Annotated in this window: 17 protein-coding genes and 2 pseudogenes; 15 read left to right on the top strand and 4 right to left on the bottom strand. The window is 70.7% G+C overall.

The window, feature by feature from the left end; all coding sequences use genetic code 11:
* Positions 1–7 precede the first annotated feature (7 nt).
* Positions 8–1,039, top strand: a complete 1,032-nt coding sequence (locus WQO_RS02045; protein ID WP_010061736.1) for a LacI family DNA-binding transcriptional regulator — start codon at positions 8–10, stop codon at positions 1,037–1,039.
* Positions 1,040–1,082: 43 nt separating this feature from the next.
* On the top strand, positions 1,083–2,147 hold the full coding sequence (locus WQO_RS02040) for an aldose epimerase family protein (protein ID WP_010061734.1): 1,065 nt from the start codon (positions 1,083–1,085) through the stop codon (positions 2,145–2,147).
* Between the two features lie 34 nt (positions 2,148–2,181).
* On the opposite strand, the pseudogene WQO_RS02035 reads toward WQO_RS02040, so the two are convergent.
* Positions 2,182–5,211: pseudogene (locus WQO_RS02035) on the bottom strand (carbohydrate binding domain-containing protein).
* A gap of 194 nt (positions 5,212–5,405) precedes the next feature.
* Here WQO_RS02035 and WQO_RS02030 point away from each other — a divergent pair.
* Entirely contained in the window at positions 5,406–5,822 is a 417-nt protein-coding gene (locus WQO_RS02030) for an acyl-CoA thioesterase (protein WP_010061733.1), read from the top strand.
* Positions 5,823–5,926: 104 nt separating this feature from the next.
* Here the strand turns inward: WQO_RS02030 and WQO_RS02025 are convergent, their stop codons facing one another.
* Complete coding sequence (locus WQO_RS02025) at positions 5,927–6,460, bottom strand: EF-hand domain-containing protein (protein WP_010061732.1); 534 nt, start codon at positions 6,458–6,460, stop codon at positions 5,927–5,929.
* 282 nt (positions 6,461–6,742) lie between these two features.
* Between WQO_RS02025 and WQO_RS02020 the strand changes: the two genes are divergently transcribed.
* From WQO_RS02020 to WQO_RS02000, 5 genes and pseudogenes are all read left to right on the top strand, one after another.
* Positions 6,743–7,516, top strand: coding sequence for a helix-turn-helix domain-containing protein (locus WQO_RS02020; RefSeq protein ID WP_010061731.1), 774 nt, complete (start codon positions 6,743–6,745; stop codon positions 7,514–7,516).
* 177 nt (positions 7,517–7,693) lie between these two features.
* Positions 7,694–8,728, top strand: a complete 1,035-nt coding sequence (locus tag WQO_RS02015; protein WP_010061730.1) for an iron-siderophore ABC transporter substrate-binding protein — start codon at positions 7,694–7,696, stop codon at positions 8,726–8,728.
* Positions 8,725–9,768, top strand: coding sequence for a FecCD family ABC transporter permease (locus WQO_RS02010; RefSeq protein ID WP_010061729.1), 1,044 nt, complete (start codon positions 8,725–8,727; stop codon positions 9,766–9,768). The genes WQO_RS02015 and WQO_RS02010 overlap by 4 nt, the downstream gene beginning before the upstream one ends.
* On the top strand, positions 9,765–10,817 hold the full coding sequence (locus WQO_RS02005; protein WP_058953844.1) for a FecCD family ABC transporter permease: 1,053 nt from the start codon (positions 9,765–9,767) through the stop codon (positions 10,815–10,817). Before WQO_RS02010 ends, WQO_RS02005 begins: the two co-directional genes overlap by 4 nt.
* Positions 10,818–10,831: 14 nt before the next feature.
* Positions 10,832–11,713 (top strand): annotated as a pseudogene (locus WQO_RS02000) (ABC transporter ATP-binding protein).
* Here the strand turns inward: WQO_RS02000 and WQO_RS01995 are convergent.
* The gene (locus WQO_RS01995; protein WP_010061725.1) at positions 11,644–12,789 is read right to left on the bottom strand and encodes a Dyp-type peroxidase; all 1,146 of its coding nucleotides are present in this window, start codon (positions 12,787–12,789) and stop codon (positions 11,644–11,646) included. The pseudogene WQO_RS02000 and the gene WQO_RS01995 overlap by 70 nt on opposite strands.
* A 325-nt stretch (positions 12,790–13,114) precedes the next feature.
* Here WQO_RS01995 and WQO_RS01990 point away from each other — a divergent pair, with 325 nt between their 5' ends.
* The 7 genes from WQO_RS01990 to WQO_RS01960 all read left to right on the top strand — a co-directional run bounded on the left by WQO_RS01990 (position 13,115) and on the right by WQO_RS01960 (position 23,898).
* A complete protein-coding gene (locus WQO_RS01990; RefSeq protein WP_050992316.1) occupies positions 13,115–14,350 on the top strand; it encodes a cytochrome P450 in 1,236 nt (411 codons plus the stop codon).
* A gap of 34 nt (positions 14,351–14,384) precedes the next feature.
* A complete protein-coding gene (locus WQO_RS01985) occupies positions 14,385–15,503 on the top strand; it encodes a type III polyketide synthase (RefSeq protein WP_010061723.1) in 1,119 nt (372 codons plus the stop codon).
* 99 nt (positions 15,504–15,602) lie between these two features.
* The gene (locus WQO_RS01980) at positions 15,603–16,793 is read left to right on the top strand and encodes a S8 family peptidase (RefSeq protein WP_010061722.1); all 1,191 of its coding nucleotides are present in this window, start codon (positions 15,603–15,605) and stop codon (positions 16,791–16,793) included.
* A 215-nt stretch (positions 16,794–17,008) separates the two neighbouring features.
* Positions 17,009–21,298, top strand: coding sequence for a discoidin domain-containing protein (locus WQO_RS01975; RefSeq protein WP_050992315.1), 4,290 nt, complete (start codon positions 17,009–17,011; stop codon positions 21,296–21,298).
* A 125-nt stretch (positions 21,299–21,423) separates the two neighbouring features.
* Positions 21,424–22,431, top strand: a complete 1,008-nt coding sequence (locus WQO_RS01970) for a LacI family DNA-binding transcriptional regulator (protein ID WP_010061720.1) — start codon at positions 21,424–21,426, stop codon at positions 22,429–22,431.
* A 79-nt stretch (positions 22,432–22,510) separates the two neighbouring features.
* The gene (locus tag WQO_RS01965) at positions 22,511–22,828 is read left to right on the top strand and encodes a cupin domain-containing protein (RefSeq protein WP_029182394.1); all 318 of its coding nucleotides are present in this window, start codon (positions 22,511–22,513) and stop codon (positions 22,826–22,828) included.
* A gap of 137 nt (positions 22,829–22,965) precedes the next feature.
* Positions 22,966–23,898, top strand: coding sequence for a YihY/virulence factor BrkB family protein (locus tag WQO_RS01960; RefSeq protein WP_010061718.1), 933 nt, complete (start codon positions 22,966–22,968; stop codon positions 23,896–23,898).
* 31 nt (positions 23,899–23,929) lie between these two features.
* Here the strand turns inward: WQO_RS01960 and WQO_RS01955 are convergent, their stop codons facing one another.
* Positions 23,930–24,757 carry a M12 family metallo-peptidase gene (locus WQO_RS01955; protein ID WP_010061716.1) on the bottom strand — a complete coding sequence of 276 codons (828 nt, stop codon included), beginning with the start codon at positions 24,755–24,757 and terminating at the stop codon, positions 23,930–23,932.
* Positions 24,758–24,905: the final 148 nt, after the last annotated feature.

Raw genomic sequence — 24,905 nt, 5'->3', positions numbered from 1 at the left:
GAGTGCCGTGGGCGTCAGCCTCAAGGACGTAGCTCAACGGGCGGGCGTGTCCATCAAGACCGTGTCGAACGTGGTCAACAACTACCAGCACGTCACCCCGAAGATGCGGGCCAAGGTGCAGCAGGCGATCGACGAGCTCGGCTACCGGCCGAACCTCACCGCCCGTCATCTGCGCAAGGGCCGCACCGGCATCATCGCGCTGGCCGTCCCCGAGTTCGGCAACCCGTACTTCGCGGAGCTGGCCGGCGAGGTCGTCGACGCGGCGGCGCGGCACGACTACACCGTCCTGGTCGACCACACGGCGGGCCAGCGCGAGAAGGAGCTGCTGGTCTGCCAGGGATTCCGCTCCCACGTCATCGACGGGCTCATCCTCAGCCCCATCCACCTGGAGACCGAGGACCTGATGGCCCGCACCGAGACCGCGCCGCTGGTGCTGCTCGGCGAACGCGAGTACGAGGCCCCGTACGACCACATCGCCATCGACAACGTGGCCGCCGCCCGTGAGGCCGTCGCCCACCTGATCGCGCTGGGCCACCGGCGTATCGCCTTCCTCGGCTCCCGTACCGGGCGGGAACGCCAGCCCGCCCATCTCCGGCTGCGCGGCTGGCGTGAGGAGCTGGCCGCCTCCGGCATCACCCCCGACGAGTCCCTGGTCGTCGTCACCGACGGCTACGGCCGTGAGGACGGGGCCGCCGCGATGGCCTCCCTCCTCGACCGGGGCGAGCGGCCCGACGCGGTGTTCGCGTACAACGACCTGATCGCGATCGGGGCCATGCGCACCATCACCGAACGCGGCCTCACCGTCCCGGACGACATCGCCGTCGTCGGCTTCGACGACATCGAGGAGAGCCGGTACGGGGCCACCACGCTCACCACCATCGCGCCGGACAAGACGGCCATCGCCCGGCTCGCCGTCGACAGCCTCGTCGAACGCCTCGCCGGCACCCCGGTCGCCGAACCCCGGCGGCCCCGCCCCGGCTACCGCCTCGTCGTCCGCGAATCCACCACGCCCCGCGAGGCCTCCGGCCCGGCGAGCTGACGCACCCTCGCGAGGCCCCTTCCGCACCCCCAAGGAACTCCTCATGCCCACCGTGCACCGCAAACCGTTCGGCCGCGCCCACGGGCAGAGCGAGACCGACCTCTGGACCCTCGAATCCGGCACCGGCGTCCGGGCCGAGGTCCTCACCTACGGCGGTGTCCTGCACAGTCTCACCGTGCCGGACACCGCGGGCGAACCCGGCCCGGTCGTCCGCTCGCTGCCCGCGCTCGACGACTACACCGACAAGAACCCGTACTTCGGGGCGATCGTCGGCCGGTACGCCAACCGGATCGCCCACGGCCGCTTCACCCTCGACGGCACCACGCACCACATCCCCGCCAACGACCGCGGTCACGCCCTGCACGGCGGGCCCGACGGCTTCCACACCAAGATCTGGGAGGCCGCCGGGCACCGCACCGACACCGCAGCCGTCCTCCGGCTCACCCTGCACAGCCCCGACGGCGACATGGGCTTCCCCGGAGCGCTCGACGTCACCGCCACCTACACCCTGGACACCACCGGCACCCTCGCCGTCGACTACACGGCCGCCACCGACCGGCCCACCGTCGTCAACCTCACCAACCACTCCTACCTCAACCTCGGCGACGACGACATCCTCGGCCACACCCTTGAGGTCGACGCCGACGCCTATCTCCCCGTCGACGCCGGCTCCATCCCCGAAGGCCCGCCCGCCCCGGTGACCGGCACCCCCTTCGACCTCACCACCCCGCACCGCATCGGCGAACGCCTCGCCCACCCGGACGCCCAGCTGGACCAGGCCGGCGGCTACGACCACTGCTGGGTCCTGCGCCCCGCCGCCCCCGGCACCCTGCGCCGCGCCGCCCGCCTCACCGCGCCCGGCGACCGTCGCACCCTGGAGCTGTGGACCACCGAACCGGGCCTCCAGATCTACACCGCCAACCAGCTCGACGGCGCCTTCACCGACGGCACCGGCCGCCGCCACCAACGCCACGGCTCGCTCTGCCTGGAGACCCAGCACCTGCCGGACTCACCCAACCGTCCCGGCCACCCGAGCACGGTGCTGCGCCCCGGTGAAACCCTGCGCAGCCGCACCGAATGGCGCTTCCCGCACCTGCGGGCGCGGTAGCCGCGCACCCGGGCGGCCGGGCCGGCCGGGTCCGCTAGTTCAGATACGGTCCCGCCGCGCCGATCTTCCCCGGCGCCGCGTTCTTTCCGCCGAGGTCCAGGACGTACACGCGCAGGTTGCCCTTTCCGGGGGCCGGGACCGTGAGGGTGCCGCCGGTGACCACCTTGGTGTCGCCCGTGACGGCGTCCTTGTACGTGCCGTTGGGGATGCCGGTGTACGTGGCGCTCCCGGAGACCGTCACCAGGGCGAAGCTGTCCGTGCCGCTCGCCGCGTCGGTGTAGCGGCGCTTGTACGCCATCGAGCCGCTGATGCCCTCCGTGGAGTACTGGCCCATCTGCAGTGCCGGCACGGCCCGCCGGATCTCGTTGAGCCGCTGGAGGTGCCTGGCCAGCGGCGCGGCCAGGGTGTCGGCGACCTTGCCGGTGGCCGAGGAGACCTTTCCGAAGTCCGAGGCCGTCACCTCACCGGCCAGGTGTTCCCCGAAGTAGGCCCGTCCGGTCGTCGCCAGGGGACACGTCGGACCGCAGTCGATCTTCTTGCCCTTCTGGAACTCGATCTCGGAGCCGTAGTAGAGCGTCGGAATGCCCCGGAAGGTCCACATCAGCGACATGTTCTCGGCCCAGGCGTCCGTACCGCCGGCGTAGCGCTCGCTGCTCTTGTTGGGGCCGTAGTCGTGGCTGTCGACATAGACCACGTTGTACGTGGGGTCGTTGACCGCGTCGTCGGAGTCCCTGCCGTTGTGGAACGCGTTGTCCGCGTCACCGAAGTTCATGTGCATCCGCATGTCGATGATGTTCATCCCGGAGAACCGGCTGCGGTCGGGCGCGTGGTAGGCGTTGCCCTTGAGGAACGCGTTGTCGGAGACGGGCTGGGCCGCCGTGCCCTGCTGCTGCTCGTAGTCGTACATCTCCAGGGCGGCCTTCTCGTCTTCCGCGCTGTACTCCCCCCGCTCCTTCCAGGTGAAGAACTGCGCCGAGTGATTGACCGAGCCGCGGTTCCACTTGTCGTTGACGAAGGCAGCGACCTCACCGAAGACGAAGAAGTTCTTCGCCGCCTAGGCGCCGAACCGCTGCGTGACGCGCTCCTGGATCGCGGGCAGGAAACGGCGGTTCCAGGTGGTGCGGGGGATGTGCACCGCCGTGTCGAGCCGGAAGCCGTCGACACCCATGTCGATGTACTTGTTGTACGCGCCGATCAGATAGTTCTGGACCTGGGCGTTCTCGGTGTTGAAGTCGGCGAGGTCGTCGTGCAGCCAGCAGGAGCGGGAATCCTCGCCCTCCCAGTTGCCGATCCAGCAGGTGTGGTAGAGCGCCTTCGGGAACATGCCCGAAGTAGGGCTGGGCCACTGGCAGTTGTAGATCCGGTAGCCCTCCGGCGAGGTGTGCCCGGTGGGCGCGCCCCAGCCCACGCAGGTGTTGCCCGTCGGCTCGGCCGTGGACCACAGGTCGCCGTTGTAGTACGACTTCCCGGACTTGGGCTCGACGGTGAGGCCGTCGTACGTGAACCCCTCGTTCTTCTCGTCGTAGTACCAGCTCCACTGCGTGTCGCGCACGCCGTACGCCTTCGGGGTGAACAGGCCCTTGGCGCCCCACCTCGAGGAGTGGTTGTGGACGACGTCCTGGTAGATCTTCATGCCCTTGGCGTGGGCCGCGTCGATGAGGTCCTGGTAGGAGGCTCCGGCCGACTCCAGTCGAGGGTCGACCTTGTAGAAGTCGTAGCCGTGGTAGCCGTGGTAGTCGTAGTCCGAGCGGTTGAGCACGACCGGGGTGATCCAGACCGCGGAGAAGCCGAGCCCCTTGATGTAGTCGAGCTTCTGCACCAGCCCCTTGAAGTCGCCCCGGAACATGGGATCGTCGTTGGCCGCGTTGCCGGACTTCGCGTGCTGGCTGCCGCCGCGGTTGTTCGTCGGGTCGCCGTCGTTGAAGCGGGCGGTGAGCACGAAGTAGATCGGGTCCTTGCGGGGATCGGTGCCCAGCGGTGTGCCCGTGGCCGGGGCGGTGGGCTTCTCGCCGGTGGTGACGGAGGCCGGGGCGGACTCGGCCGAGACGTTCCCGGCTGCGTCGACGGCCCGGACGGTGTAGCGGTAGGCGGTCTTCGCTTCAAGCTCCGTGTCGGAGAAGACGGTCGAGGTGGTGTCGGTGACCACCGTGCCCTTCGTCCCACCGGTCCTGGTGACTTGATACTTCGTCACACCTCGGTCATCCGTGGCGGGTTCCCAGGTGACCACGGCCGCCACCCCGTCGGCGGTGGCCTTCACCGCGGTGGGCACGGACGGCGCCTCGGTGTCCGGTTCCTCGGCGGCGCACGGGTCCTTCGCCGAGGCCGTCACTTTACGGTCCTTCACCGTGGTGAGCCCGGATCCCAGGGTGTAGTCGCTGCCGTTGTTGTTGTCCCTGACGCCGTTGCCGTCGTTGAACGCCGCCTGGAGCCCTGCGGCGCTCCCGAGGTCGACCGTGCGCTTCACCCAGCCCGTACAGGCGGCTTCCATACCGATGCCGGGGACGGCCGTCCACGCTCCGTCGTGCGGGCGGTAGTGCAGATTGACGGTGGACCAGCCGACGGTGGAGGTCGCGTAGTAGACGGAGGCCGTGTTCGCCCCGCCCGGCTCTTCCGGCTCCTCGGGACCCGCACCCGCGCACGGGTCGCTGTGCGCCACGGTCCCGTCCTGGACCGTGATGTTCCCGGTGCCCAGGTCGTAGTTCCTGCCCGCGTTGTTGTCCCAGGTGCCCGAGCCGTTGGTGAAGGTCGCTTTCAGCCCGCCCGCGCTCCCGAGCGGGACCGTCAGCTTCACCCAGTCCGTGCAGGCGGCCTCCATCCGGGTGCCGGGGACGGTGGTCCAGGAACCGCCGTCGGGAGAGTAATGCAGGTAGTACGCCGACCAGTTGCGGGTCTTCGTGGAGTAGAAGACGGTCGCCGTGGTCGCGGCGGCGGCCGAGGAGGCGACGGGTTCGCTCGCCGGGGCGGAACGCGCTTGCGGTACGGCGGTCAGAAGCCCCAGCAGCCCGGCCGCTGCCACGGCCGCCGCGAGCGGACGGCGCAGCAGCCGGTGAGGAGTGCGTCTCATGCGTGTCTCCAGGGGAGGGGAGAACCCTGACGCGCCTCGGGGTTCGGTGAGTGAACGCGATCCGGCAAGTTCTGCCGGAATGTTGCTGCAATTCCTTGCGAGTGGAAGTTACCGGTACATGACAGGTGCGTAAAGGGATCCGGCACCCCCGGTCCGCCCGGAATGGACGGCCGGGCCCGGTTGTTCGCACGGTCATGACCTTCTCCGTTGATGTGACCGTGCGCGGCTACGAGCTCGACACCCAGGGCCACCTGAACCAGGCCGTCTACCTCCAGTACGCGGAGCACGCCCGCTGGGAGCTGCTGCGCGCCGCCGGACTGCCCCAGGAGAAGCTGCTGGCCGACGGAATCGGCCCGGTGCAGCTGGAGGTGACGGTCAAGTACCGTCGGGAGCTGCGCGGCGGCGAGCGCGTACGGGTCACCTGCCGGTTCGACTACGGCACGGGCAGGACGTTCACCATGGAGCAGCAGATCATCAAGGAGGACGGCACGGTGGCCGCGGAGATCACCGGAGTCGCCGGCGTCCTCGACCTGACCGAACGCCGCCTCGTCCCGGACCCGCAGGGCCGCCTGGCCGCGCTGGCGGGCAACCCGGACCTGCTGACGGGCTGAGCACGGGCGGGAAGGGCGGAGGCCGCTTCCTCGCGCGCACGAAGGGAGGGCGCCCCGCCCGTCACGGGCGGGGCGCCCTCCACCAGCCGGTCAGGGGTGCCCGGTCAGACGGGCGTGCCGACGACCAGGTGGTCCCCGGGGATACCGGCCTTGCCCGGGGCGTAGTAGTCCTTGATCCCGGTGACCCAGGTCTCCACCCGGATCCGGTCCCCGTCCGTCGGCTCGAAGGCGTCGAAGAGCGCGTCGATGTTCTCTGCCTCGAACCCGATCGCCCGCATCAGCGCCATGAACAGCGGGCGTTCGATCAGGCCGTCGCCGTCCGGGTCGCCCAGGGCGGCCAGCGCCTCGGCGAACACAGCGATGGTGGCGTCGAACCGCTCCGGCGACAGCACGCACGCCGTGAACTCCTCGAAGCTGATCTCGCCGTTCCCGTCGGCGTCCAGCTCGGTCAGCAGGGTCGTCCAGTACCGCCTGAACGCCGCGCGCATCGCGTCCTTCGCCGCCTGGTCCGACGCGTGTGCCTCGCGGACGACCCGCTCGGCCATGAGATCGAAGTCGTCCTGCTCCAGGACGCCGTTGGCATTGGCGTCGAACAGGGAGAAAACGAGCGCGACCCGCCTGGTGGCCTCAGTGCCCATGAATCCGTCACCCTTCTCCGCACGTCACGTTCCACCGGCCACGGCCCTGTTGCCGGGCCGGCCCACCCACTGTCCGGCCGGGCGAAGGCGTACGCGGCGAAAGCGGTGACCCCTTCACCTGAAGGACGTACCCGGGCCCGCGTAAACGTCGAGTCGAGGCAGACGGAGGGGCTCACGATTCCCGCACGCCCCCCGGTGCGGGCCGAACGGAAGGCTCTATCCTGGGCGGATGCACCACCCGTCCGCCGCGAGCGGTTCCCGTATCCTCCAGGGCCGCCTCCCATGACCAGGGAGACCCGCACGCTTCCCGCGCTCGCGCCCGGCTCGGTGGAGACGCCGTTCGTCATCAAGGACTACGGCGAGGTCGTCTCCCACGACACGCACTGGGACGCGCACTCCCACCCCTTTCACGAGCTGCTCTGGAACGAGCGCGGCGCCTCCACGGCGGTGGTCGGTGAACGCGTCTGGACGATCACGCCGACGCTCGGCCTCTGGATGCCCGCGGGCACCCTCCACACCGGCGCGGCGACCGCCGGTACCTGGCTGCGCGCGAGCTTCTTCGGCTTCCGGACCACCGCGTCGATCTCCGACACCCCGGTCGCCGTCGAGATCACCCCGCTGCTGCGCCTGCTCCTCGAACGGCTCGGCGAACCCGGCCTCGCCGTGTCCTCGCGGGCCGCGACCGAGGCGCTGGTGCTCGACGTGCTCACCCCGTCGCCCCGCGAACTGCTCGTCCGGATCCCGGTCTCCGACCTGCTGCGCCCGATCGCCGACGCGGTGCGCGAGGATCCGGCCGACCAGCGGACGCTGACCGACTGGGCGTCCGCCCTCGGCGCCAGCACCCGTACGGTCGCCCGGGCGTTCACCGCCGAGACCGACATGAGCTTCGTCCGCTGGGTCGCTGCGGTCCGCGCCCAGCACGCGATCGGCCTGCTGGCCCGCGGATGGGACGTGGAGAGCGTGGCCGAACAGGTCGGCTACCGCTCGGCGAGCGCGTTCGGTGTCGCCTTCCGGCGTACGACGGGACTCACACCGGGGACCTTCCGACCGGCCTGACCGCCGACCTGGATGTCCGTATCGCTACAGCGGATGTCTCAAACGCTTGATTGCGACAGCTCGGCCCCTCTCATAAGGTTCCAAGGCAAGCCTTACCTAAGCCAGCGATGATCGCGTCAGCCACTGACGTACGCGTCCCGCCGCGGCCCCGACATCCGGAAAGCCGGGTACACACCCATGTCTTCACACCGCCTTCGCCTGCTCGTCGTGGCGGCCGCCCTCGTCGGCGTGTCCGCCTGCGGCGGGTCCTCCGACACCGGGAACAAGGACGACGAGAGCCGCTCCGGCGGCGCGTTCCCCCTGACCGTCGAGCACGCCCTGGGCAAGACCACCATCCCCGCCAAGCCCAAGCGCGTCGCGACCGTCAACTGGGCCAACCATGAAGTCCCGCTCGCGCTCGGCGTCGTACCGGTCGGCATGGCCGCGGCCAACTTCGGCGACGACAACAACGACGGTGTGCTGCCCTGGGTCGAGGAGAAGCTCGACGAGCTGAAGGCCAAGACGCCGGTGCTGTTCGACGAGACGGACGGTATCGACTTCGAGGCCGTCGCCGACACGAAGCCGGATGTCATCCTCGCCGCCTACTCGGGTCTGACCAAGAAGGACTACGAGACCCTCAGCGAGATCGCCCCCGTCGTCGCCTACCCGGACGCCGCCTGGGCGACGCCGTGGCGCCAGATCATCCGGACGAACAGCAAGGCGATCGGGCTGGCCGACGAGGGCGAGAAGCTGATCAAGAAGCTCGACGGCGACATAGCCAAGACCGCCGCCAAGTACCCGCAGCTCAAGGGCAAGTCGGCGATGTTCATGACGCACGTCGACCCCAACGACGTCAGCGAGGTCGGCTTCTACACCACGCACGACACCCGTACCCAGTTCTTCCAGGACCTCGGGATGAAGATCCCCGGCTCCATCGCGAAGGCGTCCGAGGGCACGGACAAGTTCGCCCTCACCAAGAGCGCCGAGCAGATCGACGCCTTCGACGACGTCGACATCATCACCGGCTACGGCGACGACACCGGTGAGCTGCTGAAGACCATCACCAAGGACCCGCTGCTCTCGAAGATCCCCGCCGTCGGGCGCGGCTCCACCTACCTCCTGCCCGGCAGCAGCCCGCTGGCCACCGCCGCCAACCCGACGCCGCTGTCGATCAGTTACGTGCTGGACGACTACGCCGCCGCCCTCGCCAAGGCCGCGGACAAGGTCAAGTGACCACGCTCGACACCCGCACCCCGCCGGACGCCGTCACCACCAGGCGTCCGGCGGGCGTGCGCCTGCTGTGGGTCCTGCTCTCCGTGCTCGCCCTGGCCGCCGTCATGGTCGCCTCCGTCGCCTTCGGCTCCCGCGACGTGCCGTGGTCCGATGTCGTCGCGGCGTTCGGCGGCTCGGACGACACCCTGGGGCAGGCGGCCGCGACCAAGCGCATCCCCCGTACGGTCCTCGCCGTCGTCATCGGCGCGGCGCTCGGCCTCGCGGGCGGCGTCATGCAGGGCGTGACCCGTAACCCGCTCGCCGACCCGGGCATCCTCGGCGTCAACATGGGGGCCTCCCTCGCCGTCGTCACGGCCGTCGCGTTCTTCGGGCTCACCTCGCCGACCGGCTACATCTGGGTCGCCATCGTGGGCGCCGCGCTGTCCGCCCTGTTCGTCTACACCGTCGGTACGCTCGGCAGGGGAGGGGCCACCCCGCTCAAGCTGGCGCTCGCCGGGGCCGCCACATCGGCCGCCTTCGCCTCGCTCGTCAGCGCGGTCATCCTGCCGCGCAACGACATCGCCGGAAGCTTCAAGCTCTGGCAGATCGGCGGCGTCGGCGGCGCTTCCTTCGAACGCATCTCCCAGGTCGCGCCGTTCCTCGCCGTCGGCTTCGCCGTCTGCCTGCTCTCCGCCCGGGCCCTCAACTCCCTCGCCCTGGGCGACGAGTTGGCCGCAGGTCTCGGTGAACGGGTCGCCGTGGCACGGGCGGTGGCCGCCCTCGGAGCCGTACTGCTCTGCGGAGCAGCCACCGCCGTCGCCGGACCGATCGGCTTCGTCGGCCTCGTCGTCCCGCACACCTGCCGGCTCCTCGTCGGCGTCGACCACCGCTGGCTCCTGCCGCTCTCCACCGTGCTCGGCGGGGTCCTGCTCACCGCCGCCGACGTCGTCGGCCGGATCGTGGCACGCCCCTCCGAGATCGACGTCGGCATCGTCACGGCCCTGATCGGGGCCCCGTTCTTCATCTACATCGTCCGCCGACAGAAGGTACGTGCCCTGTGAGCGCGCCCGTCCTCACCCGGCCCGCCTCCGTCGAGGCAGCCACCCGCCGCCGCGTCCGGGGCGCCTCGCGCCGCCGCCGGGTCGTCCTGGTGCTGGTCCTCCTGGTGGTCGCCGCGTTCGCCGTGACCCTGATGGCGGGCCGTACCTACTACCCGCCCGGCGACGTGCTCCGGGTGATCCTCGGCGAACAGGTGCCCGGCGCGTCCTTCACCGTGCGACGGCTGCGGCTGCCGCGCGCGGTCCTCGCCCTGGTCGCCGGATTCAGCTTCGGCCTGGCCGGCGTCACCTTCCAGACGATGCTCCGCAATCCGCTCGCCAGCCCCGACATCATCGGCATCAGCTCCGGGGCGAGCGCCGCCGCGGCCATCGCCATCGTCACCCTCTCCCTCGGCGAGGTGCAGGTCTCCGTCCTCGCCATCGCCGCCGGACTCGGCGTCGCCCTGCTGGTGTACTCGCTGGCGTTCAAAGGCGGAGTCGCCGGCACCCGGCTCATCCTCATCGGCATCGGGATCTCCGCGATGCTCGACAGCATCACCTCCTACGTCCTGTCCCAGGCCGCCGAATGGGACCTCCAGGAGGCGATGCGCTGGCTGACCGGCAGCCTCAACGGCGCCACCTGGGACCAGGTGGTCCCCGCCCTCGCCGCGGCCGCCGTCCTCACCCCGCTGCTGCTGGGGCAGGCCCGTAACCTCTTGGCGCTCCAGCTCGGCGACGACACCGCCTCCGCCCTCGGCGTACGCGTGGAACGCACCCGGATCACCGTGATCGTCGCCGCCGTCGGGCTGATCGCCTTCGCCACGGCGGCGGCCGGACCCATCGCGTTCGTGGCGTTCCTCTCCGGGCCCATCGCCGCCCGCATCGTCGGGGCGGGCGGCTCGCTGCTCGTGCCCGCCGGACTCGTCGGCTCGCTGCTCGTCCTCGTCGCCGACTTCACCGGCCAGTTCGCCTTCGGCGAGCGCTACCCCGTCGGCGTCGTCACCGGCGTCCTCGGAGCCCCCTACCTCGTCTACCTGATCATCCGCACCAACCGGGCGGGAGGCTCGCTATGACCATGCACCACTGACTGACCGCCGAAGGACTCACCCTCGGCTACGGCGACCGCACCGTCGTCGACTCCCTCGACCTCGCCGTACCACCCGGCCGGATCACCGTCATCGTCGGCGCCAACGCCTGCGGCAAGTCGACCCTCCTGCGCTCCATGTCCCGGCTGCTCGCACCCCGGGAGGGCCGGGTCGTCCTGGACGGCAAGGAGGTGCACCGGCTCCCCGCCAAGGAACTGGCCCGCACCCTCGGCCTGCTGCCCCAGTCACCGGTCGCACCCGAGGGCATCACCGTCTCCGACCTGGTCGGCCGCGGCCGCCACCCGCACCAGGGGATCTTCTCCCGCTGGAACGAGAAGGACGACGCGGCCGTGGCCGCCGCCCTGGAGGCCACGCACACCGAACCGCTCGCCGAGCGCGCGGTGGACGAGCTCTCCGGCGGCCAGCGCCAGCGGGTGTGGATCGCGATGGCGCTCGCCCAGCAGACCGACCTGCTGCTGCTCGACGAGCCGACCACCTTCCTCGACGCCAGCCACCAGATCGAGGTCCTCGACCTCCTCACCGACCTGAACCGCTCGCGCGGCACCACCATCGTCATGGTCCTGCACGACCTCAACCTCGCCGCCCGCTATGCGGACCACCTGATCGCCCTCGCCGACGGCGGCCTCCACGCCTCCGGCACCCCCTCCTAGGTGCTGACCGAGGAGACCGTCCGGGCGGTGTTCGACCTCGACAGCCGCATCATCGAGGACCCCGTGTCCGGGCGGCCCCTGATGCTCCCGATCGGCCGCCACCACGTGCTCGACGGCGCGGACCGGACCACGGCACCGGTCGCTCAGGAATCGAGCAGAGCCGAGCCGTACCAGTCGGAGGTGTCGGCCACCCCCGGCAGCACGAGGAAGTAGCCGCCGCCCGTCGTGGTGCTGAAGTCCGCGAACCGCTCGCCCTCCAGCCGCTTCTGCACCGTCGCGAACTGCCGGTCGACATCCCGCTGGTAGCAGCAGAAGACCAGCCCCACATCGAGCGACCCGTCCGGCGCGAGGCCCCGGTCCACGTTGTAGCTGCGGCGCAGCAGGACCGAGTCCTCGCTCCCCGGGGTACGGGGGTTGGCCCGGCGGATGTGGGAGTCCAGCGGCGTCACCCGGCCCTGCGGATCGCGCCCGTAGTCGAGCGGGTCGCTCTCCTTCTTCCCGTCGAGCGGCGCGCCGGTCGACTTGCGCCGGCCGAAGATCCGCTCCTGCTCGCCCAAGGGGACCCGGTCCCACGCCTCCGCCTCCAACCGGATCGTGCGCAGCACCTGGTAGCTCCCGCCCCGCGCCCAGTCCGGCCCCTCCGGCCCGACCCAGACCAGCCGGTCCATCTCCCGCGCCGACGTCGTGTCCGGGTGTGCGGTCCCGTCCTTGAAGCCGGTGAACGACCGGGGGCTGCCCTCGGGGCGCGGCGGGTTCACGAACCCGTCGGCCCGCCACCGGGCCCGCAGCAGCCCCGTGGTCTCCCGCGCCAGATCCCGTACGACATGGAGGACGGCGTCCGGGTGCTGCGCGCAGACCTGCACCGAGAGATCTCCGTGGCAGCCTCCCGGTTCGAGCCGGTCCCCGGGGAAGCGCGGCATCCGGGTGAGGCCGGGCGGCCGCGCCCCCGCCAGCCCGAAACGCCCGTCGAACAGCGAGGCGCCCACCCCGACCGTGATGGTCAGCCGGTCCTCCGGGCCCCGCACCGCCGCCACGTCCGGATCCTTCGGGGTGACCCCGGCGGTGAGGACACGGGACCGTAGGGTCAGCTTCCGGAAGAGCGCCGCCAGCTCCGTCCGGTCCCGTGCGAGCACGTCGAACGCGACGAAACCGCCGAACCGCTGCTGCGGGGTCAGGATCCCCGCCTGGTGCGCTCCGTGGAACGGCACCCGGTCCTCGTCCGGGGCCGCCGAGGGGACGCCGGAAGCCGCACCCGCCGACACCGTGCCGGCCAGCCCCGCGCCTCCCACGACACTCGCGGCACCCCGTACGAAGGTTCGTCGGCCGAGACGCGCGTCCCGGTATTGGTCACTTTCCGTCATGGTCGTTCCCTTTTCGCGAGGCGGACTGGCTGCTCTGTCCCCCTCACCTCTACCGCGCGGAGCACCAGATCAGCGCCGCTTCCTCCGTGCGGGGCGGTTCGCCTGGGCCGGGAGGCCGAGCGCCGGGGCGTGCGCCCCCCCTGATCGGCTGACTGCGAACAGTGAGTGACATGTTTCGCGATCCGACGGGGGACACAGGGGAGGTCTGTTCCCGGGCCTGGCACCGGGATGTCCTGAACACCCCGAACCGGCCATGGGGAGAACCTCGGTGGAGAACACCTCGGTGCATCACAAGGAATCCGTACGGACCTGCCCGTTCGACTACGCGCAGCGGCTCGAGTTCGACCCCCAGCTCAGGCAACTGCTGACCGAGGAGCCGGTCTCCCGCATCCGGATGGCGTACGGCGAGGGCGAGGCCTGGCTCGTCACCCGCTACGAGGACGTCCGGACGGTCACCACCGACCGGCGGTTCAGCCGCAGTGCCGTCCTCGGCCGTGACTTCCCCCGGATGACCCCGGAGCCGATCGTCCAGGCCGAGTCCATCAACCTCATGGACCCACCCGCCAGCAGCCGGCTGCGCAGCCTGGTCGCCAAGAGCTTCACCCCCCGCCGCGTCGAGCAGATGCGCGGCGGGACCCAGCGCGTCGTCGACCGGCTGCTCGACGAGATGACCGAGGAGGGCGCACCGGCCGACTTCGTCGCCCGGGTCTCCTCACCGCTGCCACTCATCACCATCTGCGAGGCCCTCGACATCCCCGAGGCCGACCGCCCCTGGCTCCGCGCCCACGCCATGACCATGATGAACGTCGGGGCCGCCGGCAAGCAGGACGCCGTACGCGCCAAGGCGGAGCTGCGCGGCTACTTCCAGGAGCTGACCGCCGACCGGCGCCGCTCCCCGGGCGAGGACCTCATCAGCACCCTGGCCACCGCGCGGGACGGCGCCGAACTGCTGGACGACGACGAACTGGCCGTCATGGCGATGGTCCTGCTCATCACCGGCCAGGACACCACCACCTACCAGCTCGGCAACATCGCCTACACCCTGCTCACCCGTCCGGAACTCCTCCACTCCCTCCAGGCCGAACCGGCGCGGCTGCCCCGCACCCTGGAGGAGCTGCTGCGCCACATCCCCTTCCGCAAGGGCGTCGGCATCCCGCGCATCGCCCTGGAGGACGTGGAGCTCGGCGGTGTCCTCATCAAGGCCGGGGACGTGGTGCACGTGTCCTATCTGACGGCCAACCGGGACGCCGCCAAGTTCGACCGCCCCGACGAGCTGGACCCCGACCGCCCGTCCATCCCCCATATGACGTTCGGCTGGGGCGCCCACCACTGCCTGGGCGCGCCGCTCGCCACCATGGAGCTGGAAGTGGCCTTCTCCACGCTGCTGACCCGCTTCCCGGCCCTGCGTCTGGACGTGCCGCCCGAGGACATCGAGTGGAACACGACGTCCATCTGGCGCTACCCGCTCGCCCTGCCCGTCACGTGGTGACGGGAGCCTCCGCTCCGAGATACGAGGAGAACCCATGGCGACCCTGTGCAGACCCGCCATCGCTGTGCCCGAGCACGTCATCACGATGCAGCAGACCCTGGACCTGGCCCGCGAGACCCACGCCGGGCACCCGCAGCGCGATCTCGTCCTGCGGCTCATCCAGAACACCGGCGTCCAGACCCGGCACCTCGTGCAGCCCATCGAGGAGACCCTGAAGCACCCCGGATTCGAGCTCCGCAACCGGGTGTACGAGGCCGAGGCGAAGAGGAGGGTGCCCGACGTCGTCCGGCAGGCCCTCGCCCACGCCGAGACCGACGCGTCCGAGATCGATCTGATCGTCTACGTCTCCTGCACCGGCTTCATGATGCCCTCGCTGACCGCGTGGCTCATCAACACCATGGGCTTCAAGCCCGGGACCCGCCAACTGCCCATCGCCCAGCTCGGCTGCGCGGCGGGCGGCGCGGCCATCAACCGCGCGCACGATTTCTGCGTGGCCTACCCCGAGGCCAACGTCCTCATCGTCTCCTGCGAGTTCTGCTCGCTCTGTTACCAGCCCACCGACATCGGCGTCGGCTCGCTGCTCTCCAACGGGCTGTTCGGGGACGCCCTCTCCGCCGCCGTCGTCCGGGGCCAGGGCGGCACCGGGATGCGGCTGGAGCGCAACGGGTCGCACCTGGTGCCCGACACCGAGGACTGGATCTCCTACGCGGTCCGCGACACCGGATTCCACTTCCTGCTGGACAAGCGGGTCCCCGGCACGATGGAGATGCTCGCCCCGGTCCTCCAGGATCTGGTCGACCTGCACGGCTGGTCCGTCCCGGACATGGACTTCTTCATCGTCCACGCGGGCGGGCCGCGCATCCTGGACGACCTCTGCCACTTCCTGAAGCTGCCGCCCGAGATGTTCCGCTACAGCCGGGCCACCCTCACCGAACGCGGCAACATCGCCAGCTCCGTCGTCTTCGACGCGCTGGCCCGGCTCTTCGACGACGGCGGAGCCGCCGAGTCCGCGCAGGGCCTCATCGCCGGTTTCGGACCCGGCATCACCGCCGAGACGGCCGTGGGCACCTGGACCAACGACGACCTCCGACCGTCCGTAGCGGCCGGCATCGACGAGCTGGAGCTGACCGCCGGCGTTGCGCTGTCCGGCTGAACCGGCTAAGGCGACCGGCGGGCGGGGACGAAGGAACGGGTGTTCGCGCTTCGCGGATGCACTCGCTCCGCGAACGGATCCCCATCCCGAGGAGAATGCATGCGCCTGCCCGCCCGATGGGCCACGGCCGCCCTGCTGCTGATCGCCCCGATGATCGCCATCCCTGCCCCGGCCTCGGCCGACAGCGGACCGGAAGGGGTCGTGGTGGAGCAGTCCACCCGGGCCGTACCCGGGCAGTACATCGTCACCCTGGAGCCCGAGCTCTCGCCGGACACCGTCCTGCGGGAGCTCGGGCTCGACCCGTTGTTCCGTTACGGGAACGTCCTGCACGGCTTCGCCGCCACGCTCACCGCCGCCGAACTCGAAGCGGTACGCACCGTCCCCGGCGTCCTCGCCGTCGAGGAGAACGCCGAGGTCGCCGTGGAGGCTCCCCGGACGGGAAGCCTCTTCCGGGCCCCCGCGGCCGGCTGGGGCACCGACCGCATCGACCAGCGCGCCCTGCCGCTGGACGACACCTTCACCACCACGGCCACCGGCGACGGCGTGAAGGTGTACGTCGTCGACACCGGGATCGACGCCGCGCACAGCGAGTTCGGCGGCCGGGTCGTCAACGGGTACGACGCCGTGGGCGACGGCCGCGACGGCATGGACTGCAACGGACACGGCACCCATGTCGCCGGCACCGCGGGCGGCGCGACCTCCGGCGTCGCCGAGGACGCCTCGCTGGTGAACGTCCGCGTCCTGAACTGCGAGGGCCGGGGCACCTGGGCCGGCATCCTCGCCGGGTTCGACTGGGTCGCCAAGGACGCCGAGCGCACCAAGGCCCCCGGGGTGCTGAACGCCTCGCTGGGCGGGGCCCGCTCCAGCGCGGTCGACGCGGCGGTCGAGGCTGTCGCCGACGCGGGCGTGCTGCCCGTCGTGGCCGCCGGGAACGACGACCGGGACGCCTGCGACGTCTCCCCGGCCGCAGCCGACGGCGTGGTCACGGTCGGCGCGAGCGACCGGCAGGACCGGGAGACCTCCTTCAGCAACTGGGGCTCCTGCCTCGCGCTGTACGCCCCCGGGGCCGACATCGTCTCCGCCCGGCTCGGCGGCGGCACCGTCTCGCTGAACGGCACCTCCATGGCCAGCCCGCACGTCGCGGGCGTCGCCGCGCTCTACAAGGAGGAGAACCCCTCCGCCTCGCCCGCCGCCGTCGCGCGGTGGCTCAACGACACGGCCACCCCTGACGTGCTCTCCGGCCTCGGCCAGGGCTCGCCCGACCGGCTGCTGTACACCGGCGGCCTCTGACGATCCGTCGAACGGCCTGTCCGGTTCCCCGAAAGCGGGCCGGACAGGCCGTCCGGCTGTTGTCGGAACGGTGGACGGTCTCTCATTTCTCTGCAACTCTCTGACGGCACAACGCAAAACAGACCGCAGCATACGCAGAAATCCGTGTTCCTTGGCTGCGGTCGCAGAGCCGCGCCCTCGGCGCGCCCCGCGCCGAGGCCGAAGATCGGGGAGCTATGAGAGCCCAACGCTGGAGATGGCGGGCGATATCCGCCCTCGTCACGACCAGTCTTCTGATGATCGGCATACCGTCGCTCGCCGCCGCGGCAGCCGACGGACCCAACCTCGCCGCGGGCCGGGCCGCGGCCGCGAGCAGCGCCCACGCCGAGTACGGCGCGGCCAACATCACCGACGGCAACCGGTCGACGTACTGGGAGAGTGCCGGAGGCGGACTGCCCCAGTGGGTCCAGACCGACCTGGGCGCGGGCACCCGCGTCGACGAGGTGAAGCTGACCCTTCCGGCGGGCTGGGAGACCCGCACCCAGACCCTGTCCCTCCAGGGCAGCGCGGACGGCACCAGCTTCGCGACCCTGAAGAACTCCGCGACGTACACCTTCGCCCCCGGAGCCGCGAACGAGGTGACCATCCCGTTCCCGGCGACCCTGACCCGCTTCGTACGCGTCAACATCACCGCCAACACCGGCTGGCCGGCCGCCCAGCTCTCCGAGCTGGAGGTCCGGGGCGCCTCGGACTCCTCGGCCGACCTCGCCCAGGGCAAGACCCTCACCGCCAGCAGCAGCAACGGCTCACAGACCCCGGCCAACGCCAACGACGGCAATCGTGACAGCCACTGGGCGAGCCGGAACGACCAGTTCCCGCAGTGGGTCCAGGCGGACCTGGGCGCGTCGCTGGGCGTGGACCGGGTGGTGCTGCGGCTGCCCGACGGCTGGGCGGCGCGCAGCCAGACCCTGAAGCTCCAGGGCAGCGCCAACGGCACGGACTTCACCGATCTCACCGCGTCCAAGGCCTACCGCTTCGACGCGACGGGCGGACAGTCGGCGACGATCAGCTTCGACGCCACGACGACGCGGTACGTCCGAGTCCTGTTCACCGCCAACACCGGTGCACAGGCTGCCCAGTTGGCTGAGCTGGAGATCTACGGGCCCACCACCGGCGACACCCGGGCTCCGACCGCGCCGGCGAACCTCGCCCTCACCGAGCCCGCCACCGGCCAGATCCGGCTGACGTGGAAGGCGTCGACGGACGACAAGGGCGTCACGGGCTACGACGTCTACGCGAACAACACCCTGCTCACCAGCGTGGGCGGGGACGTCACCACCTACACCGACACCCGTCCGGCCGGGCAGAGCGTCAGCTACTTCGTCCGCGCCAAGGACGCGGCGGGCAACGTCTCCGCCAACAGCAACACCGTCACCCGCGCGGGCGACACCGGCGACACCCAGGCCCCCACCGCCCCCTCCGCGCTGGCGTTCACCGAGCCGTCCGCCGGCTCGGTCAAGCTGACCTGGCAGGCGTCCACCGACAACAAGGGCGTGACCGGCTACGACGTCTACGCCAACAACGTGCTGCGCGGCAGCGTCGCGGGCAACGTGCTGACCTACACCGACACCCGGTCGGCGTCCACCACGGTCAGCTACTTCGTGCGTGCGAAGGACGCGGCGGGCAACGTCTCCGGCGACAGCAACACCGTCACCCGCAACGGGCAGAGCGGCTCCGCGTCCAACCTCGCCGTGAACAAGCCGATCACGGCCTCCTCCGTGGTCCACACCTACGTCGCCGAGAACGCCAACGACAACAGCACCTCCACCTACTGGGAGGGCGCGGGCGGCAGTTACCCCAACACGCTCACCGTGAAGCTCGGCTCCAACGCCGACACCGAGAACGTCGTCGTCAAGCTCAACCCCGACAGCAGTTGGGGACCGCGCACCCAGCGCATCGAGGTGCTCGGCCGGGAACAGAGCTCCTCCTCCTTCAACTCCCTCTCCGTCGCGAAGGATTACGCCTTCAGCCCCGCGTCCGGGAACACGGTGACCATCCCGGTCTCCGCCCGCGTCGCGGACGTCCAGCTGAAGTTCACCGCCAACAGCGGCTCCGGCGCCGGCCAGGTCGCCGAGTTCCAGGTCCTGGGCGCCCCGGCGGCCAACCCCGACCTCCAGGTCACCGGCATCACCGCAGCTCCCGCCGCCCCGGTCGAGACGGACGAGATCACCCTGACCGCGACCGTCCGCAACACCGGAGCGCTCGCCGCCCCGGCGAGCAAGGTCGAGCTCCGGCTCGGCTCCACCAAAGTCGCCACCGCCTCGGTCGGCGCCCTCGCGTCCGGCGCCTCCACCCAGGTCAGCGCCTCCATCGGGGCACGGAACGCGGGCAGTTACGAACTGAGCGCGGTCGCCGACCCGGCGGGTGAGATCATCGAGCAGAACGAGACCAACAACACCTGGACCAGCGCCTCCCCGCTGGTCGTGAAGCCGGTCTCCAGCTCCGACCTGGTGGCCGCCGCGGTCACCACCTCGCCGTCGGCCGCCTCCACCGGCGACACGGTCACCTTCTCCGTCGCCCTGAAGAACCAGGGCACGGTGGCTTCGGCGAGCGGTGCGCACGGCATCACGCTGACCCTCGTCGACAGCAAGGGCGCCACGGTCAAGACCCTGACCGGCGCCCACAACGGGGCCATCGCGGCGGGCGCCACCACCGCACCGGTCCCGCTGGGCACCTGGACCGCCGCCAACGGTTCGTACACCGTACGGACCGTGATCGCGGCCGACGCCAACGAACTCCCGGTCAAGCGCGAGAACAACACCTCCACCCAGGCCCTCTTCGTCGGACGCGGCGCGAACATGCCGTACGCCATGTACGAGGCGGAGGACGGCACGACCGGCGGCGGCGCCCAGGTCGTCGGCCCCAACCGGACCGTCGGCGACATCGCGGGCGAGGCGTCCGGCCGCAAAGCCGTCACCCTCAACAACAACGGGAACTACGTCGAGTTCACCACCCGGGCCTCCACCAACACCCTGGTGACCCGGTTCTCCATCCCCGACGCCCCGGGCGGCGGCGGCATCGACTCCACACTGAACGTCTACGTCGACGGCGTCTTCCTCAGGGCGATCGACCTCACCTCGAAGTACGCCTGGCTGTACGGGAACGAGACCGCTCCCGGCAACTCCCCGGGCTCCGGGGCGCCCCGTCACATCTACGACGAGGCGAACGTGATGCTGGGCAAGACCGTCCCGGCGGGATCGAAGATCAGGCTCCAGAAGGACAGCGCCAACACCTCCACGTACGCGATCGACTTCATCAACCTGGAGCAGGTCGCCCCGGTCGCCAACCCGAACCCGGCGACGTACACCGTACCGGCCGGCTTCACCCACCAGGACGTCCAGAACGCCCTGGACAAGGTCCGCATGGACACCACCGGCACCCTGGTGGGCGTCTACCTCCCGGCGGGGGAGTACAGCACGGCCAGTAAGTTCCAGGTCTACGGCAAGGCCGTGAAGGTGGTCGGGGCCGGGCCCTGGTACACCCGCTTCAACGCACCGGCCACGCAGGACAACACCGATGTCGGCTTCCGGGCCGAGGCCAGTGCCAAGGGGTCGTCGTTCGCGAACTTCGCGTACTTCGGCAACTACACGTCCCGGATCGACGGGCCGGGCAAGGTCTTCGACTTCTCGAACGTCTCGGACATCGTGATCGACAACATCTGGAACGAGCACATGGTGTGCCTCTACTGGGGCGCGAACACCGACAACGTCACCATCAAGAACTCCCGTATCCGCAACATGTTCGCCGACGGCGTCAACATGACCAACGGGTCCACCGACAACCTCGTGACCAACAACGAGGCGCGGGCCACGGGTGACGACAGCTTCGCGCTCTTCTCGGCGATCGACGCTGGGGGAGCGGACATGAAGAACAACGTGTACGAGAACCTGACCTCGATCCTCACCTGGCGTGCGGCGGGCATCGCCGTCTACGGCGGGTACGACAACACCTTCCGCAACATCCATATCGCCGACACCCTGGTGTACTCCGGGATCACGGTCAGCTCGCTGGACTTCGGCTACCCGATGAACGGATTCGGGACCGCACCGACGACGATCGAGAACGTCTCGATCGTGCGCGCGGGCGGTCATTTCTGGGGATCGCAGACCTTCCCCGGGATCTGGCTGTTCTCGGCGTCGAAGGTGTTCCAGGGCATCCGTATCAACAACGTGGACATCGTCGATCCCACCTACAGCGGGATCATGTTCCAGACGAACTACGTCGGCGGACAGCCCCAGTTCCCGATCAAGGACACCGTGCTCAGCGACATCTCCATCTCGGGGGCGCGCAAGAGCGGTGACGCGTTCGACGCCAAGTCCGGCTTCGGGCTGTGGGCCAACGAGATGCCGGAGGCCGGACAGGGCCCGGCTGTCGGTGAAGTCACCTTCAACGGGCTGAAGTTCAGCGACAACGCGCAGGACATCAAGAACACCACACCCGGCTTCAAGATCAACATCAACCCGTAAGCGAGGAGAGGAGTAGCGGAGTGATCGCAAGGGGGCACTTCCTGATGGCCGGGAAGTGCCCCCTATGTGTGCATTCCTTGCGTTCATAAGTCAATTGTTTGCGCTGCTTGCGCTAACCTTGCGGCATGACGCGACGACTTGCTCAAGTTGCCAAGAAGGTTGGGGTCAGCGAGGCCACGGTGAGCCGGGTGCTCAACGGAAAGCCCGGGGTGTCCCGGGCCACCCGGCAGTCCGTGCTGACGGCCCTGGACGTCCTCGGCTACGAGCGCCCCACCCAACTGCGGGGCGAGCGCGCCCGGCTCGTCGGCCTCGTCCTGCCCGAACTGCAGAACCCGATCTTCCCCGCCTTCGCCGAGGTGATCGGCGGTGCCCTCGCCCAGCAGGGGCTCACCCCCGTGCTGTGCACCCAGACCAAGGGCGGGGTGTCCGAGGCGGACTACGTGGACCTGCTGCTCCAGCAGCAGGTCTCGGGGGTGGTCTTCGCCGGCGGCCTGTTCGCCCAGGCCGACGAGGCCCACGAGCACTACCACCGGCTCGCCGAGCGCCGTATCCCCGTCGTACTGATCAACGCCCCCATAGAGGGGCTGGACTTCCCCTGCGTCTCCTGCGACGACGCCGTCGCGATCGAGCGCGCCTGGCGTCATCTGGCCTCCCTCGGCCACGAGCGCATCGGCGTGGTGATGGGCCCCTCCGACCACGTGCCCTCCCGCCGCAAACTCGCCGCGGCCCGGTCCGTCGCGTCGGCCACCGGAGGCGAGCTGACCGAGGCGCACGCCGAACGCTCGATGTTCTCCCTGGAGGGCGGCCAGGCGGCGGCCTCCCGGCTGCTGGAACGGGGCGTCACCGGCATCATCTGCGCCAGCGACCCCCTCGCCCTCGGCGCCGTTCGCGCGGCCCGCAGGCGCGGCCTCGGCGTGCCGTCCGACGTCTCCGTCGTCGGCTACGACGACTCGGCGTTCATGAACTGCACCGAACCCCCGCTCACCACCATCCGCCAGCCCATCGAGGCCATGGGCCGGGCCGCCGTCGAACTGCTCTGCGCGGGCATCCAGGGCGGATCGCTCCCGCCGGACGAGCTGCTCTTCGAGCCGGAGCTGGTGGTCCGGGGCTCCACCGCGCAGGCGCCCCGCTGAGCCCGGGCCGCCGGTCCATCCGCCGCCGTCGGGGCACGCCAGGATCGCGGGGTGCGTGCGGCTGCGGCACAGTGGGCACATGGACGACCTCAACGCACTGGCCGAGGAACACCTGACCGCCGCCCGCGCCTCCGCACACGGCCGCAGCGCCCACCTCGTGCTCCAGGAGCCCCCCTTGCGGCAGACGGTGATCGCCCTCACCGAGGGGACCGCGCTCGACGAGCACAACGCGCCGCCCGCCGCCTCGCTCCTCGTCCTGCGCGGCGGCGTCCGCCTCACCGCCGCGTCCGGTGACGCGGAACTGCCCGCCGGGACCCTGCACCCGATCCCGCAGGAACGGCACGGGCTGCTGGCGCTCAGCGACGCCGTGGTCCTCCTCACCGCCGTCAACGACTGACCGGACACCGATCGCCGGACACCCCCAGGTGTGCCCCGGCCACGACGTGGCAGGAGAGGATCGAGAGGGGTCGGCACGTCCGGGAACGGGCAGGTCACCCCGGTCACCGCAGCCACCCACGTCCCCGGAGTGCCAGCTTGCCCACCCAGACCGCGTCCGCCGCGGACAGCACCGCCCCCGCCGACGGGCATGCCACGCCGCCCCGCTCCTGGCTCACCGCTCTGCGCCGTACCCCGGTCTCGCTGTGGAACGACGACATCACCGACTGGGCCGCGGCCCTCACGTACTACGCCATCCTCGCCCTGCTCCCGGCACTCCTGGTCACCGTGTCCGTGATCGGCCTCGCCAACCCCGACGCGACCAGCGCCCTGATCTCCGACATCACCGCGTTCGCGCCCGCCGAGTCCGGGGAAGCGCTGCGCAGGCCGCTGGAGGCGGCGACCGAGCAGCGCTCCGCCGTCTGGCTGCTCGTCGCCACCGGGTCGGTGAGCGCCGTCTGGTCCGCGTGCAGCTACCTCGCGGTCTTCCGCCGGGCGATGCACGCGATGCACGGCGTCCGGGACAACCGCCCGCCCCTGCGCCAGGCGCACATCATCGTCGTCTCGGCGATCGGCCTGCTCCTCCTGCTGATGACCAGCGCCTTCGCCCTCGTCATGACCGGCCCGCTGGCCCGCTGGCTCGGGCGTCGCGTGGGCCTGCCGCGCGAGGGGGAGACCCTGTGGGCGGCGCTGAAGTGGCCGCTGCTGGTCCTCCTCGTCGCCTGCCTGATCATGGTCCTCTTCAGCACCGGCCCCCGCTCCGCCCGGGGTGTCCGCCGGGGCCTGCCCGGCGGGATACTGGCCGCGCTCTGCTGGCTCACCGCATCGGCGCTGTTCGCCCTCTACGCGACCCAGGTCGGCAGCTACAGCCGGCTGTACGGATCGCTCGCCGGGCTCGTCGTCTTCCTGATCTGGGTCTGGTTCGCCAATCTCTCCCTGCTGGCCGGAGCCCAGTTCAACGTCGAGCTGCGGCGGCCCGAACCGCAGCGGGATCCCGGCACGGACGCGGACGGGTCCGCCCCCGCAGGCTGAGCCGGGCCGGGGACCCGGGGCCTTCCTCGGCTCAGACCTTGGTGCGGTACCCGGCGACGACCGGCATGGTCTCGCGCAGCACCCGTACGCCGTCGTTGTCCGCGTCGCCCAGCCGGTGGCCCTGCCACGTCCCCGTCGCGCTGGAGAACCGGCTGATGCGGCGACAGTGGTCCCCGCACGCGGAGCGGTACGCCATGATCGTGTAGCGCTTGCCGTCCTCGGTGACCCAGCCGGTGTTGTACGGGCGGTTCCGGCTCACGCTCATCGAGCCGTCCGGGTTGCCCGCCAGCGTCGTACGGTCGTGGGCGAGGCCCAGGTTGTGGCCGATCTCGTGGCTCGCCGAATCCAGGTCGATCCCGTCGACGTCGACGACCGCGTAGGCGTACTCGTCCGTGGTGCTGCCGAGGGCGGGCGTGTAGTCCGCCGTGCCGCCGCCCCGCTCCGGCCGGTCCACGACCAGCGTGACCAGATCGGCCCCGTACCGCGCCCGCTGCTCGTGCGCCTGGCGTCCGACCCCCGCCGACGTGTGGTCCTTGAGGAGAGCGTGCGCGGCACGGAACTCCTCCGGCCCCTCGTAGCCGGTCACCGTGTGCGGGTGGACGACGCGGATGATGCCGCAGAGTCCGCCACCCGCCAGGGACCGGTTCATCCGGGTCGCGATCCGCTGGGCCGAGGCGGGCACCCGGTGCTCGCCGCCCACCTGCCGCGCGGCCTTCGGTGTGTAGAGGACCAGCACGTCGACCACGGGGCAGGGGGCCGCCCTCGTCGCTTCCGCCGAGGCGCGCCCGGTGGCGGAAGCCGCGCAGAGCGACGCACCGATGCCGACGGCCAGGACTGCCTTCACAAGGTTCGCGCGCATGGGGAGTCGACTCCGTCCGGAAGGGGCGCCGCCCGATAGCTGAGAGTGACTCATTTTTAACACTCCGTGACGTTGCGCGCCTGTTGTGCCCGCAATCGCCGACGGGCCGTCTATTCGCTGGCCAGAGGGGTGTGGCGGCGAGGAGGTG

It is taken from the genome of Streptomyces globisporus C-1027 (assembly GCF_000261345.2).
In the GTDB taxonomy this organism is placed as follows: domain Bacteria; phylum Actinomycetota; class Actinomycetes; order Streptomycetales; family Streptomycetaceae; genus Streptomyces; species Streptomyces pakalii.
Note: the sequence above shows the minus strand (reverse complement) of the source record. Positions and strands in the feature narration are given on the sequence as shown.

Coding starts and splice junctions, on each gene's coding strand:
- WQO_RS01990 (WP_050992316.1), top strand. CDS start 13,115: ATGGGGAGAACCTCGGTGGAGAACACCTCGGTGCATCACAAGGAATCC.
- WQO_RS02025 (WP_010061732.1), bottom strand. CDS start 6,460: ATGGGCACTGAGGCCACCAGGCGGGTCGCGCTCGTTTTCTCCCTGTTC.
- WQO_RS01955 (WP_010061716.1), bottom strand. CDS start 24,757: ATGCGCGCGAACCTTGTGAAGGCAGTCCTGGCCGTCGGCATCGGTGCG.
- WQO_RS01965 (WP_029182394.1), top strand. CDS start 22,511: ATGGACGACCTCAACGCACTGGCCGAGGAACACCTGACCGCCGCCCGC.
- WQO_RS02015 (WP_010061730.1), top strand. CDS start 7,694: ATGTCTTCACACCGCCTTCGCCTGCTCGTCGTGGCGGCCGCCCTCGTC.
- WQO_RS02030 (WP_010061733.1), top strand. CDS start 5,406: ATGACCTTCTCCGTTGATGTGACCGTGCGCGGCTACGAGCTCGACACC.
- WQO_RS01985 (WP_010061723.1), top strand. CDS start 14,385: ATGGCGACCCTGTGCAGACCCGCCATCGCTGTGCCCGAGCACGTCATC.
- WQO_RS01975 (WP_050992315.1), top strand. CDS start 17,009: ATGAGAGCCCAACGCTGGAGATGGCGGGCGATATCCGCCCTCGTCACG.
- WQO_RS02040 (WP_010061734.1), top strand. CDS start 1,083: ATGCCCACCGTGCACCGCAAACCGTTCGGCCGCGCCCACGGGCAGAGC.
- WQO_RS01970 (WP_010061720.1), top strand. CDS start 21,424: ATGACGCGACGACTTGCTCAAGTTGCCAAGAAGGTTGGGGTCAGCGAG.
- WQO_RS01980 (WP_010061722.1), top strand. CDS start 15,603: ATGCGCCTGCCCGCCCGATGGGCCACGGCCGCCCTGCTGCTGATCGCC.
- WQO_RS02020 (WP_010061731.1), top strand. CDS start 6,743: ATGACCAGGGAGACCCGCACGCTTCCCGCGCTCGCGCCCGGCTCGGTG.